This window comes from Kocuria sp. CPCC 205231 (assembly GCF_040980965.1).
In the GTDB taxonomy this organism is placed as follows: Bacteria; Actinomycetota; Actinomycetes; order Actinomycetales; family Micrococcaceae; genus Kocuria; species Kocuria rosea.
Window position 1 is genome coordinate 50,187 of the sequence record NZ_JAVKPP010000011.1, and the last position, 13,343, is coordinate 63,529.

General features: G+C 72.7%; 12 protein-coding genes. 5 read left to right on the forward strand and 7 right to left on the reverse strand.

Annotation, left to right across the window (positions count from 1 at the left end; translation table 11 throughout):
• The first annotated feature begins 6 nt into the window (after positions 1-6).
• The 5 genes from whiA (at position 7) to secG (ending at position 4,754) form a co-directional block, all read left to right on the forward strand.
• Positions 7-987: a DNA-binding protein WhiA gene (gene whiA, locus RF640_RS12460; RefSeq protein WP_031282663.1), complete on the forward strand. Its 981-nt coding sequence runs from the start codon at positions 7-9 to the stop codon at positions 985-987.
• A gap of 230 nt (positions 988-1,217) precedes the next feature.
• Positions 1,218-2,222, forward strand: coding sequence for a type I glyceraldehyde-3-phosphate dehydrogenase (gene gap / locus RF640_RS12465; RefSeq protein WP_031282661.1), 1,005 nt, complete (start codon positions 1,218-1,220; stop codon positions 2,220-2,222).
• Positions 2,223-2,262: 40 nt separating this feature from the next.
• Positions 2,263-3,486: a phosphoglycerate kinase gene (gene pgk / locus RF640_RS12470; protein WP_017832805.1), complete on the forward strand. Its 1,224-nt coding sequence runs from the start codon at positions 2,263-2,265 to the stop codon at positions 3,484-3,486.
• 127 nt (positions 3,487-3,613) lie between these two features.
• Entirely contained in the window at positions 3,614-4,429 is an 816-nt protein-coding gene (gene tpiA / locus RF640_RS12475) for a triose-phosphate isomerase (RefSeq protein ID WP_095651535.1), read from the forward strand.
• 70 nt (positions 4,430-4,499) lie between these two features.
• Entirely contained in the window at positions 4,500-4,754 is a 255-nt protein-coding gene (gene secG / locus RF640_RS12480; RefSeq protein WP_035923973.1) for a preprotein translocase subunit SecG, read from the forward strand.
• 135 nt (positions 4,755-4,889) lie between these two features.
• Here secG and RF640_RS12485 read toward each other — a convergent pair whose 3' ends face one another.
• From RF640_RS12485 to tal, 7 genes are all read right to left on the reverse strand, one after another.
• Positions 4,890-5,753: a hypothetical protein gene (locus tag RF640_RS12485; protein WP_368828021.1), complete on the reverse strand. Its 864-nt coding sequence runs from the start codon at positions 5,751-5,753 to the stop codon at positions 4,890-4,892.
• 34 nt (positions 5,754-5,787) lie between these two features.
• Positions 5,788-6,822, reverse strand: a complete 1,035-nt coding sequence (locus RF640_RS12490) for a hypothetical protein (RefSeq protein WP_368828023.1) — start codon at positions 6,820-6,822, stop codon at positions 5,788-5,790.
• Between the two features lie 190 nt (positions 6,823-7,012).
• A complete protein-coding gene (gene pgl / locus RF640_RS12495) occupies positions 7,013-7,762 on the reverse strand; it encodes a 6-phosphogluconolactonase (RefSeq protein ID WP_017832801.1) in 750 nt (249 codons plus the stop codon).
• Positions 7,759-8,892 carry a glucose-6-phosphate dehydrogenase assembly protein OpcA gene (locus RF640_RS12500; RefSeq protein WP_368828025.1) on the reverse strand — a complete coding sequence of 378 codons (1,134 nt, stop codon included), beginning with the start codon at positions 8,890-8,892 and terminating at the stop codon, positions 7,759-7,761. The genes pgl and RF640_RS12500 overlap by 4 nt, the downstream gene beginning before the upstream one ends.
• Positions 8,889-10,400 (reverse strand): glucose-6-phosphate dehydrogenase, encoded by a 1,512-nt coding sequence (gene zwf, locus RF640_RS12505; RefSeq protein WP_368828092.1) that lies wholly within the window; start codon positions 10,398-10,400, stop codon positions 8,889-8,891. Before zwf ends, RF640_RS12500 begins: the two co-directional genes overlap by 4 nt.
• A gap of 160 nt (positions 10,401-10,560) precedes the next feature.
• Complete coding sequence (locus RF640_RS12510; RefSeq protein ID WP_109268940.1) at positions 10,561-12,177, reverse strand: glucose-6-phosphate isomerase; 1,617 nt, start codon at positions 12,175-12,177, stop codon at positions 10,561-10,563.
• A 56-nt stretch (positions 12,178-12,233) separates the two neighbouring features.
• Positions 12,234-13,340 (reverse strand): transaldolase, encoded by a 1,107-nt coding sequence (gene tal, locus RF640_RS12515; protein WP_035923970.1) that lies wholly within the window; start codon positions 13,338-13,340, stop codon positions 12,234-12,236.
• Between the last annotated feature and the right edge of the window lie 3 nt (positions 13,341-13,343).

The window sequence follows — 13,343 nt, forward strand, 5'->3', positions numbered from 1 at the left end:
AACCGCGTGGCCCTGACGTCATCGGTGAAGGAAGAACTGTCCCGCCTCGAGATCAAGAGGTCCTCGGAGCGCCGCGCCGAGCTCTCCGCCCTGCTGCGCTTCGCGGGTGGGCTCCACATCGTCTCGGGACGCATCGTCGTCGAGGCGGAGGTGGACCTCGGCGCCACCGCGCGCAGGGTGCGCCGCGCCGTCCACGAGGTCTTCGGCCACGACAGCGAGATCGTGGTCGTCTCCGGCGGGGGACTGCGGCGCGGGAGCTCCTACGTGGTGCGCGTCGTCGAGGACGGCGAGGCCCTCGCCCGCCAGACGGGACTGCTCGACTCGCGCGGGCGCCCCGTGCGCGGGCTCCCGCCCGCCGTGGTCAACGGGGCCGTGGCCGACGCCGAAGCGGTGCTGCGCGGGGCCTTCCTGGCCCACGGCTCCCTCACGGAGCCCGGCCGCTCCGCCGCGATGGAGTTCACCTGCCCCGGCCCGGAGGCCGCCCTCGCGCTCGTGGGCGCGGCCCGCCGGCTCGGCGTCCTCGCGAAGGCCCGCGAGGTGCGCGGCGTGGACCGGGTGGTCGTGCGGGACGGGGACGCGATCGCCGCGCTGCTCACCCGGATGGGTGCCCACCAGACGCTCCTCCAGTGGGAGGACCGGCGGATGCGCAAGGAGGTGCGCGCCACCGCCAACCGCCTCGCCAACTTCGACGACGCCAACCTTCGCCGCTCCGCGCAGGCCGCCGTGGCCGCCGGCGCCCGGGTGGAGCGCGCCCTGGAGATCCTCGGCGACGAGGTCCCGGAGCACCTGCGGCAGGCGGGGGAGCTGCGGCTGTCCAACAAGCAGGCCAGCCTCGACGAGCTGGGCCGGCTCGCCGACCCCCCGCTCACCAAGGACGCCGTGGCGGGCCGGATCCGCCGGCTGCTGGCCATGGCGGACCGCCGGGCGGAGGAGCTGAACCTCCCGGGCACCGACGCCGGTGTCGCCGCGGAGGCCCTGCCCTCCTGAGCGGGGCGCGCCGGCGCCGCTGCGCCGGCGCGGTCACTCCGGGGCCGCGCCGGGAGAGGGCTTTGGTCCCGCGTGGGTTTCCGAGGGTCCGCATCCCTCGATGTGGGATTGTATGGGTTTGGCGATGAATACCGGGTGAATCTTTCACGACCCCAAGACATCCCAGGGATAACCACGTAGAATGGGACCTGGTTCAACGATCCAGACCCCGACCAACACAGGAGTACCCAGTGACCATTCGAGTGGGCATCAACGGTTTCGGACGCATCGGACGCAACTTCCTCCGCGCGGCGCGCGAGCAGGGCGAGAACATCGAGGTCGTGGCCGTGAACGACCTCACGGACCCGGAGGCCCTGGTCCACCTCTTCAAGTACGACTCCATCATGGGCCGGTTCCCCGGCGAGGTGACGCTCAACGGCGACACCATGAGCGTCGACGGCCACGAGGTCAAGTTCCTCGCCGAGCCCGACCCCGCCAAGCTGCCATGGGGCGAGCTCGGCGTGGACGTCGTCGTCGAGTCGACCGGCCGCTTCACCAACGGCTCCAAGGCCAAGGCCCACCTGGACGGCGGCGCCAAGAAGGTCGTCCTGTCCGCCCCGGGCAAGGAGATCGACGGCACGTTCGTGCCCGGCGTCAACCTCGACACCTACGACGCCGCGTCGATGAACATCGTCTCCGCGGCCTCCTGCACCACGAACTGCCTCGCGCCCATGGCGAAGGTCCTCAACGACGCGTTCGGCATCGAGCGGGGTCTGATGACCACCATCCACGCCTACACCGCGGACCAGAACCTGCAGGACGGCCCGCACAGCGACCTGCGCCGCGCCCGCGCCGCCGCCCTCAACATGGTGCCCACCACCACCGGCGCGGCCGCCGCCGTGGGCCTCGTGCTGCCCGAGCTCAAGGGCAAGCTGGACGGTTTCGCCGTGCGCGTGCCCGTGCCCACCGGCTCCGTCGTGGACCTCACCTTCGACGCCCAGAAGGAGGTCACCGTCGAGTCGGTCAACGCCGCCATGAAGGAGGCCGCCGAGGGCCCCATGAAGGGCATCGTCAAGTACACCGAGGACCCCATCGTCTCCTCGGACATCCAGGGCGACAGCATCTCCACGATCTTCGACGCCCCGCTGACGAAGGTCATCGGCAACCAGGTCAAGGTCATCGCCTGGTACGACAACGAGTGGGGCTACACCTCCCGCCTCGTCAACGTCGTCTCCCACGTCGGCGCGCAGCTCTGAGCCCGTCGCCGCGCGACGCCGCCGGGGTAGGGTGAGTGGCATGGCTCATGCACTTGACGAACTGATCGCCGACGGCGTCGCCGGGCGCCGCGTCCTGGTCCGCTCCGACCTCAACGTCCCCCTGGACGGCTCCACCGTGACCGACGACGGGCGCGTCCGCGCGTCCCTGCCGGTCCTGAAGAAGCTGGCCGACGCCGGGGCCCGCGTCATCGTGATGGCGCACCTGGGCCGGCCCAAGGGGCAGGTCGACCCGAAGTACTCGATCGCGCCCGCCGCGCGGAAGCTGGCCGAGCTGGCCGACTTCCCCGTGGCGGTCGCCTCCGACGTCGTCGGGGAGGACGCCCGGGCCAAGGCCGAGGCCCTCGCCGACGGCGAGGTGCTCGTGATCGAGAACGTCCGCTTCGACCCCCGCGAGACCTCGAAGGACGACGCCGAGCGCGGCGCCTTCGCGGACGAGCTCGCCGCCCTGACGGGCGAGAACGGGGCCTACGTGGACGACGCCTTCGGCGCGGTGCACCGCAAGCACGCCTCCGTGTTCGACATCGCCCACCGGCTCCCGGCCTACCTGGGCGATCTCGTCAAGCGGGAGCTGGACGTGCTCACCAAGGTGGTCTCCGCCCCCGAGCGCCCCTTCGTGGTGGTCATGGGCGGGTCCAAGGTCTCCGACAAGCTCGCCGTGATCGAGAACCTCATCGGCAAGGCCGACTCGCTGCTCATCGGCGGCGGCATGGTCTTCACGTTCCTCGCCGCCCAGGGGCACTCAGTGGGCGGCTCCCTCCTGGAGCAGGACCAGATCGGGACGGTCAAGGACTACCTCGAGAAGGCCTCCGCGGCCGGCACCGAGATCGTCCTCCCCGTGGACATCGTCTACGCGGCGGAGTTCGCCGCGGACGCCGCGCACGAGGTGCGCCCGGTCGACGCCATCGAGGACGGCGAGATCGGCTCCACCGGTCTCGGCCTGGACATCGGCCCCGAGTCCGCGAAGCTGTTCGCCGAACGGATCCGCGGCGCGAAGACCGTGTTCTGGAACGGCCCCGCGGGCGTGTTCGAGATGGAGGCCTTCGCCGGGGGCACCCGGGCGGTCGCCGAGGCCGTGGTGGCCTCGGACGCGATGAGCGTCATCGGCGGCGGCGACTCCGCCTCGGCCGTGCGCAACCTCGGGTTCTCCGACGACCAGTTCGGGCACATCTCCACCGGTGGCGGCGCCTCCCTCGAGTTCATCGAGGGCAAGGAGCTCCCCGGGGTCGTGGCCCTGGGCGCCTGACCCGCACGCTCCCCGCCACGGCGCCGGGGGCGCCCCGGGGCCGCACGGCCCGGGGCGCCCCTGCCGCCCAGCGCACCACTGCCGAACCGCACGACGAGCGGCGCACCCGCCGCGGACAGGAGTCCCCATGACCTCGCAGACCAACGGTCAGTTCGACCGCACGCCGCTGATCGCCGGCAACTGGAAGATGAACATGGACCACGCCCAGGCGATCACCCTGCTGCAGAAGCTGGCGTGGACCCTGGACGACGCCAAGCACGACTACTCCCGCGCCGAGGTGGCCGTCTTCCCGCCGTTCACCGACCTCCGCTCCGTCCAGAGCCTCGTGGACGGTGACGACCTGCGCGTCGTCTACGGCGCCCAGGACCTCTCCGACCAGGACTCCGGCGCCTACACCGGCGACATCTCCGGCCAGTTCCTGGCCAAGCTCGGCTGCACCTACGTGCTCGTGGGCCACTCCGAGCGCCGCACGGTCCACGGCGAGTCCGACGAGCTGTGCAACGCCAAGATCGCCGCCGCCCACCGCCACGGCCTGGTCCCGGTGCTGTGCGTCGGCGAGGGCCTCGAGGTCCGGCAGGCCGGCGAGCACGTCGCCTTCACGCTCGAGCAGCTGCGCGGCTCCATCGCCGGCCTCGAGGCGGACCGGGTGGCCGAGCTCGTGGTGGCCTACGAGCCCGTCTGGGCGATCGGCACCGGCGAGGTCGCCGGTCCCGAGGACGCCCAGGAGATGGCCGCCGCCATCCGCGCCGAGCTGGCCGGGCTCTACGACGACGGGACCGCCGCGAAGACCCGCATCCTCTACGGCGGTTCCGCGAAGGCCGCCAACGCCGGCTCGATCCTCAAGGGCAAGGACGTGGACGGCGTCCTCGTCGGCGGCGCCAGCCTCGACGCCGAGGAGTTTGCTAGCATTGCCAGGTTCGAGCAGCACCTCGTGACCGACTGATCACGACCCCCTGACCGTCCGCGCCCGCCGGGCGCGGCTGCTCGACGGACACCCCCGAGGGAAGGCCCCAGTGGAAATTCTGCAGAACGTGCTCCTGGCGATCATCGTGCTCACGAGCCTCCTGGCCGTTCTCCTCGTCCTGCTCAACAAGGGCAAGGGCGGGGGCCTCTCCGACATGTTCGGCGGCGGCATGACCCAGTCCCTCAACACCTCGGGCGTGGCGCAGAAGAACCTGGTCCGCCTCACCACCACCACGGCCGTGGTCTGGGCCCTGTCCATCGCGGCCTACGCGCTGACCATGCGCTTCGCCGAGGTGGCCGTCTGAGCCGACGGCTGGTCGAACGACCCCCGGCCTCCCCGGCCGGCCACGGAAGTCCGTGCTCGGCCGGGGAAGCCGGGGGTCGTCCGCGCTGAGGGGCCGCCGCATGCGCCCGGCGACGTGCGGTCCCCGCGCCCCGGATCAGCGCCCGTACTGGACCCGCAACGAGGCATCGTCGGGCAGCACCACCACTGTGCCCTCCTCGACGGACCACCCCTCGTGGAGGAAGAAGTACCGTTCCCCGCTGACGGTGAGCAGGCGCAGCCCGTCGTAGCGGTACAGCGGGGCCTCGGCCGTGCCCAGCTCGCGCGTCGTGACCCCCGGGACGTCGAGGCCCAGTGGTTCCTGGCTGTAGACCTGCGCCCGGGGCAGCCACGGCAGATTCACCTCGAGATCCTCCGCGAGCCCCCGTCCACGGGCCTCCGCGAAGTTCGAGGTTCCCCAGAAGAGCAGCAGCGCCACGAGGACCAGGAGCAGCGTCGCCTCGACGGCCTGCTGCTCGGCGGGCCGTCGAGGGCCCTCGACGGCAGCGGCACAGCGGCGGATGCGGACGGCCCACGCGGCCACGAGCACGCCGGCGGTGACGAGGTACGGGGCGTACAGGGGGCTGTAGACGCGTTCGGCGAACAGCAGGACGACCATGAGGCCGATCAGGGCCCCTGCACCGAGCAGAGCCGCCCGCGGCAGTGCGGTCGCCCACCTGCCGGCCGCTCCCCGGTCGATGCGTCTCCGCAGCAGCCGGTCCAGCCAGACCCACAGCATCGCCAGCGCGACCAGCAGCAGCAGCGGCAGGTACAGCGCGCTGATGCTCAGCAGCGCGAAGTCCCGCGTGGTGTAGCCGAACAGGTTGACGTGCAGTCCCATCCACTCGGCCTGCGCCTTCGCGCGAGCCCAGCCGAAGTAGAACACCAGGGCCGTGACCACGGTGGCCGGCGGCCCGATGACCGACACGTAGCCCAGGACGTGCGACCACACGGAGCCGGTCGGGGCAGCGGTCTCCGTCATCGTTGCCGCCCGGTACCGCAGCCGCAGCGGCCCGTCAGGAGCCGGGGGCCGGACATGCCGTCGTGCCGGGGGCGTAGTCCAGGGCGACCGTGCTGAGGGCCGGGTCCTCGAGCACGTAGCCGGAGCCCGAGAGGGCCACCGGCAGCGAACCACCCGCCTCCGGGACCGGTGCCGGGGGCGCCACGAAGAACGGTCCGGTCGATGCCCACTGGATCGGCACGGGAGTCGGGCCCACGGTGACGAACCGCACGCTGCCCACGGGCAGGGCCCGGTCCTGCACGTTTCCGCGCAGGTGGACAGGAACGCCTCCGCACGGCGGCACGGGCACGGCGGACTCGCCGGCCTCGTCCGGCGCGGTCGCGAGCCCCGTGATGGACAGGGGGCAGGCGGTGCCCGGCGTGTCGACGAGCACGGGCACGTCCTCGGGGTGGTCCCGGTGGAACTGCACCAGACGCTGCAGCATGGCGACCGCCGCAACGTCGTGACAGCTCTGCGGCAGCGGCGCGGCAGCCAATGCCGCCGCCCCCTGGGACCAGAGCGCCTCGTCGTTGGTCACGGCCGCCCGGCACAACAGGGAGGCGGCGTCCTGCGCGCTCGCGCCGGCCAGGCTGTCGTGGTCGCACGTGCCGGCGCGCAGGGCCACGTACCATCCCGGTTCTCCGGGACCGACGGGTCCGATCGGCAGACCGCCGATCACGGGAGCGACGCGAGGAGGGGCCGGGGTGCTGCCCTCGCCGCCGTTCCCGCCGCCGGGACCCCCACCGCCGTTGCTCCCACCGCCGGGAGCGGCACCGTCGGGAGCGGCACCGCCGGATCGGTCGCGGTCGGAGCCGTCACGCCCGGGCCCGGCGGCGTCCTCGGAGCCGGGCTCGGCACTCGGAAAGTCCGTGGAGCCGTCCGAGGTCCGCGCGGAAAGGTCCGATTCCGGCTCGGTGGTCTGCTCGGCCGCAGGGGATCCGTTCGCCGGCTCGGCGCCGTCGTCGGGTCCGCCCCGGCCGCACGCCGTGAGCACCACGAGGACGCCGGCGGCCAGGACGGTGCCGACGCGGACGGGACGTGCCGGGAACACGACCTCACCGGCCGTCCGCGCTCGTCCGGATGTCGCCACAGGTACGCAGGATCTCCATGGTCATGGATCCCGTTCTCTTCGCCAGGCGCTCGGGTGCCGACTCTCATCGGTGAGCATGACGGCACAGGCGTCACTACGGCGTGACTACCGTCCGGTCACTCGGGGTGCTTCGCCCCGGCGGCCCGACGCGTCAGCCGTCGAGGGCGTCCTGCGTGACCAGCAGCAGCGTCTCCTCGGTCCCGCGCACCCCGGCCCCGGGCGTGCGTTCGATCGGGGCGCCGCCGCGGACGGCCGCGACCGCCCCTGCCTTGTCCGCCCCGGCCACGAGGAACCAGACCCGCTCCGCGCTGTTGATCATCGGCAGCGTCATGGTCACCCGCTCCGGCGGGGGCTTGGGGGAGTCCCGCACCCCCAGCACGGTGGCGTCCTGCTCGTGCACGTGCGGCAGCCCCGGGAACAGGGAGGCCACGTGGCCGTCGGGGCCCAGGCCCAGCAGCGAGAGGTCGAACCGGGGGAAGGCCTCCGTCCGCTGCTCCGCGTCGGCCGCCGCCGCCAGCTCGCGCCGGTAGTCGAAGGCGGCGTCCTCGGCGGTGGCGAAGTCGTCGGCGCTGCCCATGTAGTGCACCCGGTCCGGGTTCAGGTCCAGGGCCCCGCCCACGGCCTCGACGGCCTGGACGCAGTTGCGATCGGCGCTGTCGCCGGCCACGAAGCGCTCGTCCGACCACCACACGTCGACGCGGGTCCAGTCGACCTCGTCCCGGCGGGCGGAGGCGGCGAGGGCCGCGAGCACCGCGGTGCCCATGCTCCCGCCGGTGAGCACGAGGCTCGCCTCCCCGCGCTCCTCCTGCGCCGCCACGACCACGTCGAGGACCCGGTCCGCGGTGTCCGCGGCGAGCGACTGCTTGTCCGGGTGGGCGACGGTCTCCAGCTCGGCGCTCATGCGCGGTCCTCCCCGGGGGCCAGGACGGACGTCTCGGGTGCCGGGACGGATGCCTCGGCGGCCGGGACCGCACCGGAGTCCGGTTCCGCCGGCTCGTCGGCCGGGGCGTCGCCGGGCGTCGTCCGGTCCCGGTCGGGGAGGCGGCCGCCGTGCTCGGCGAGGAACCGTGCGGCGCCGGGGGTGAGCTCGCCGGCGGTGTCCACGATCTGGGCGATCCGCACGTCCCGCAGGCCGGTCGTGATCACCTCGCCGTAGACCTCGTCGGGGTCCAGGCGCCGGAGCTCCTCGGCGATGCAGGCGTTGAGGTCCCGCACGGGCATGGCGATCTGCTGGTCGGGCTGACCGGGCTGCCGCAGCATCGCCACGGACCGGCCCGGGCGCTCGAGCACGATCTCGCCGTCGTCCCGGACCAGGGTCACCCGGTCGAGGCGGCGGGGCCCGGGGCTGTTGACCAGCGTCACGTCGGCGTCGAGCCGGGTGCCCAGCCACGTGCCGAGCAGCACCACGCTGGGGGAGCGTCCGCATCCCTCCACGACGACCTCGCGCACGGGCGCGGGCTCCGCCTGGTCCAGGACCGCGGCCAGCTGGATCCGCCAGTTGGTCACCCGGGTCCAGGCCAGATCCGTGTCGCCGGGGACGTACCGGGTGCTCAGCTCGGCGAGCGCCTCGTAGGCGTCGTCGCTGCGCGCGGAGTCCGTGATCCGCCGGTGGGCGATCCCGGCGATGGACGAGGTGTGCGGCGAGGGCGGCGGCACCGTGTGCGCCCACCAGGCGACGATCGGGGCGTCCGGCAGCAGCAGCGCCGAGAACAGGGTCTCGGTGGGCTCGGCGAGCTCGCCGTAGCCGTGCAGCACGATGACCTCGGAGGCGCCGGCGTCACCGCCCATGCGCAGCTGGGCGTCGAGCCGGGTGCTCTCCGCCTGGGAGTGCGCCACGTGCACGAGGATCCGGCACGGGTGCTCGTGGCTCGCGAAGTTCGCGGCCTCCAGGGCGGCCTCGGAGTGCCCGGCCTGGGCGAGGATCACGAGCGTGAGGACCCGGCCGAGCGTGACGACGCCGTGCTGGTCCCGCAGCTGGCTCAGCTTCTTGTCGATGGCCGAGGTGGTGGTGTTCTCCATCGAAACGATCACGGTCGCCTCCAGACGCGTCCGTCGCGGGCCAGCAGCTCGTCGGCGGCGGCGGGTCCCCAGGACCCGGGCGCGTACGGCTCCGGCATGATCTCCTGCTCCGACCAGCACTGCTCGAAGGGGTCGAGGATCCGCCAGGACAGCTCGACCTCCTCGTGGTCGGGGAACAGCGGTGGTTCCCCGAGCAGCAGGTCGAGGATCAGGCGCTCGTAGGCCTCCGGGCTGGACTCGGTGAACGAGTGGCCGTAGCCGAAGTCCATCGTGACGTCCCGGATCTCCGACTGGGTCCCGGGCACCTTGGAGCCCAGCCGGATGGTCACGCCCTCGTCGGGCTGGATCCGGACCACGATGACGTTCTGTCCCAGGTCCTCGTGGCCGTTGTCCCCGAACAGCAGGTTGGGGGAGTTCTTGAACTGCACCGCGATCTCGGTCACCCGCCGGCCCAGGCGCTTGCCGGCGCGCAGGTAGAACGGCACGCCCGCCCACCGGCGGTTGTTGATGTCCACGCGCAGCGCCGCGTAGGTCTCGGTGCGGGAGTCGGCGGGGATGTCCTGCTCCTCGAGGAAGCCCCGCACGCGCTCACCGCCCTGCAGACCGGCCTCGTACTGGCCGAGCGCCGAGTGCGCCGCCCGGTCCTCGGGGACGACGACGGAGGCCAGGACCTTCGCCTTCTCGGCGCGCATGTGGTGGGCCTGGAAGGACAGCGGCTCCTCCATGGCCGTGAGGGCCAGCAGCTGCAGCAGGTGGTTCTGGATGACGTCGCGGGCCGCGCCCACGCCGTCGTAGTAGCCGGCGCGGGAGCCGATGCCGATGTCCTCGGCCATGGTGATCTGCACGTGGTCCACGAACTGCGCGTTCCACAGGGGCTCGAACATCTGGTTCGCGAAGCGCAGCGCCAGGATGTTCTGCACCGTCTCCTTGCCCAGGTAGTGGTCGATGCGGAACACCGAGTCCGCCGGGAACACCCGCTCCACGATGGCGTTGAGCTCCTGCGCGGACTCGAGGTCGTGGCCGAAGGGCTTCTCGATGACCACGCGGCGCCACCCGGAGGCGTTCTCGTGCTGGGCCAGGCCGTGGTCGGCGAGCTGCTGGCAGACCGTCTCGAACGCCTTCGGCGGGATCGAGAGGTAGAACGCGTGGTTGCCGCGCGTCCCCGAGTGCACGTCGAGCTCCTTGAGGGTCGACTTGAGCGCCTCGTAGGCCTTGTCCTCGTCGAACTCCCCGCGCACGAACCGGACGCCGGAGGCGAACTGGCGCCACACGTCCTCCTGGAAGGGGGTGCGGGCGTGCGTTTCGACGGACTCGCGCACCACCTCGCGGAACTGCTCGTGGGACCAGTCGCGGCGGCCGAAGCCGACGAGCGCGAAGGACGGCGGCAGCAGACCCCGGTTGACGAGGTCGTACATCGCCGGCAGCAGCTTCTTCTTCGCGAGGTCTCCCGTCACGCCGAAGAGCACGAGCGCCGACGGGGCGGCGACCCGGACGAGCCGCCTGTCCCTCGGGTCCCGCAAGGGATTGCGGGCGTTGTTGTCTGGCAACGGTACTCCTTCACGTCTCTGCGGGGCCGTGGCACCCACGGGGGCCTGCACGCGCAACGGTCGGCGCGGGAACTCCCGCGCCGACCGTGGCGTGCTCCCATTCTAGGTCAGCGGTCCGGTCGTGCCGGCCGGGTCAGCCGCCGAGGGCGTCGACGGCCTGGCGCAGCCGGTCCACGCCGGCGGCGCGGTCCGCGAGCCGCAGCCGCAGCACGGGCCGCCCGTGGTCGGCGAGGACCTGGGCGTCCCCGTCGGCCTGGGCCGAGATCAGCTCGCCGAAGCTGAACGGGCTGTCCGGGATCTCGAGGTCCGTCTCCGAGGCGGCGGTGATCTGCAGGTACACGCCCTCCGCCGGTCCGCCCTTGTGGTACTGGCCGGTGGAGTGCAGGAACCGGGGGCCCCAGCCGAACGTCACGGGCCGGCCGGTGGCCCGGGCGAGGACGGGGCGGACGCTCTCCAGCTCGGCCCACGAGAGCCGGTCGAAGTACGCCTGCACGGACAGGTAGCCGGTCTCCGGCAGCTGCGCGAGCAGCTTGGCGAGCGCGTCCTCGACCGTCTGCGCCCCGTCGAGCAGCTCCTGCGCCCCGCGGATCTCCACGGGCCCGTCCACGACGTCCGCGGCCGTGGGCTGCGGCTTGTCCTCGAGCAGGGCGCGGGTGGCGTTCTTGGCGGACTCCACGTCGGGCTGGTCGTACGGGTTGATGCCGAGCAGCCGCCCGGCCGCCGCGGTGGCGACCTCCCACAGCATGAGCTGGGCGCCGAGGGAGCCGGAGACCCGCACGACGTCGCCCTCGGGGGCCTGCTCCTCGTCCACGCCGACGAGCTCCACGACGAGGACGTCGGAGGCCCCCGAGGAGGCCTCCGGGGCGTCGCCGGCGCCGACGACGACGGGCAGCACGCCCTTGCCCTCCTTGCCCGTGGACTCGGCGATCAGCTGCTCCGCCCAGTCGGCGAACCCGGCGATCCCGGAGCCCAGGTCCCGGAACACGAGCTTGTTGCGCAGCGGCTGCGTGCCGCCGAGCGCCGCGCCCAGGTGCAGGCCGGGGTTGTCCTCGGCGTCCTCGCGCAGCACCTCACCGGCCTCGTCGGCGTCGTCGAGCAGAGCCCCGACGTCCACGCCGGCGAGACCGGAGGGGACCAGGCCGAAGGCGGTGAGCGCCGAGAACCGCCCGCCCACGGTCGGGTCGGCGGTGAAGACCCGGCGGTAGCCGGCCTCCCGTGCGGAGGCCTCCATGGGCGAGCCGGGGTCGGTGACCACCACGATGCGCGAGGCGGCGTCGATGCCCGCGTCCTCGAACGCCCGGGCGAAGACCCGGCGCGCCGAGTCGGTCTCCACGGTGGAGCCGGACTTGGAGGAGACCACGATCGCGGTGCGCTCGAGGCGGTCGGCGAGGGCCGCGCCCACCATCTCCGGGTCCGTGGAGTCGAGCACGAACAGCTCGACCCCGGCGGTCCGGGTGATCACCTCGGGGGCCAGGGAGGACCCGCCCATGCCCGCCAGCACGAACCGGTCCACGCCCTCCGCCGCGAACTCCTCGCGGAGCGCGGTGATCTCGGCGACGAGCGGGCGGGAGACCTCGGCGGCCTCCACCCAGCCCAGTCGCTTGGCGGACTCGTCCTCGGCCGCAGCGCCCCACAGGGTGGGGTCCTGGGCGAAGAGCTTCGAGGCGAACCTGTCGCCCACCAGCGCGGGCACGTGCCGGTCGACGGCCTCGCGGGCGGCACCTGAGGTCTGGACGGACAGGGAGCTCATGGGTTCTCCTTCGGGTGGGGCGGCACGGACGGTGCTCGGGTCAGGACGGGACGGGCTCAGCGGGCGTTGTCGAGGGCGGCGCGCACGGTGTCGAGCAGCTCCGCCCAGGAGTCCTCGAACTTGGTGAGACCCTCCGCCTCGAGCTGGGCGACGACCTCGTCGTAGGAGATCCCCACGCCGGCGATCCGGTCCAGGAGCTCGTTGGACTCCGCGTAGGTGCCGGTGACGGTGTCCCCGGTGACCTCGGCGTGGTCGAACGTGGCCTCCAGGGTCTTCTCCGGCATGGTGTTCACGGTGTTCGGGGCCACCAGCCCGGTCACGTACAGGGTGTCCGGCAGGGACGGGTCCTTGACCCCGGTGGAGGCCCACAGCGGGCGCTGCGGGTTCGCCCCGGCCGAGGCCAGCCGCTCCCAGCGCTCGGTGGCCAGGGCGTCCTCGTAGATCTGGTAGGCGAGCCGGGCGTTGGCCAGACCGGCCTTGCTCTTGAGCGCGGCGGCCTCGTCGGTGCCGATCGCGTCCAGGCGCTTGTCGACCTCGGAGTCCACCCGGGAGACGAAGAATGACGCCACGGAGTGGATGGTGGAGAGGTCCTTGCCGTTCTCGAGCGCCTGCTCCAGGCCCAGCTGGTAGGCGTTGATGACCGCGCGGTAGCGCTCGAGGGAGAAGATCAGCGTCACGTTGACGGAGATCCCCTCGGCGATGGTCGCGGTGATCGAGGGCAGGCCCGCCTCGGTGGCGGGGATCTTGATCAGCGCGTTGGGGCGGTCGATGGTCTGGGACAGGCGCTGGGCCATGGCGGCGGTCGCCTCGGCGTCCTGGGCCAGGCGCGGGTCCACCTCGATGGACACCCGCCCGTCCTCGCCCCGGGTGGCCTCGGCGATGGGGGCGAAGAGGTCGCAGGCGTCGCGCACGTCGTCGGTGGTGATGGCCAGCACGGCCTCGTCCACGTCCGTGCCGGCGGCGGCGAGCTGCTTGACCTGGTCCTCATAGGCGTCGTGCTTGGCCAGCGCGGCGGCGAAGATCGTCGGGTTCGTGGTCACGCCCACGACGTCCTTCTCGTCGATCAGCCGCTGCAGCCCGCCGGAGGCAAGGCGTTCGCGGGAGAGGTCGTCGAGCCAGATCGAGACGCCGGCGTCGGAGAGCTTCTGGGTGGGGGTGGTCATGTG

Bases quoted from the DNA above. Each gene is read 5' to 3' on its own strand.
- pgk (WP_017832805.1), top strand. From the start codon at position 2,263: ATGGCTCATGCACTTGACGAACTGATCGCCGACGGCGTCGCCGGGCGC.
- tpiA (WP_095651535.1), top strand. From the start codon at position 3,614: ATGACCTCGCAGACCAACGGTCAGTTCGACCGCACGCCGCTGATCGCC.
- RF640_RS12485 (WP_368828021.1), bottom strand. From the start codon at position 5,753: ATGACGGAGACCGCTGCCCCGACCGGCTCCGTGTGGTCGCACGTCCTG.
- pgl (WP_017832801.1), bottom strand. From the start codon at position 7,762: ATGAGCGCCGAGCTGGAGACCGTCGCCCACCCGGACAAGCAGTCGCTC.
- RF640_RS12510 (WP_109268940.1), bottom strand. From the start codon at position 12,177: ATGAGCTCCCTGTCCGTCCAGACCTCAGGTGCCGCCCGCGAGGCCGTC.
- tal (WP_035923970.1), bottom strand. From the start codon at position 13,340: ATGACCACCCCCACCCAGAAGCTCTCCGACGCCGGCGTCTCGATCTGG.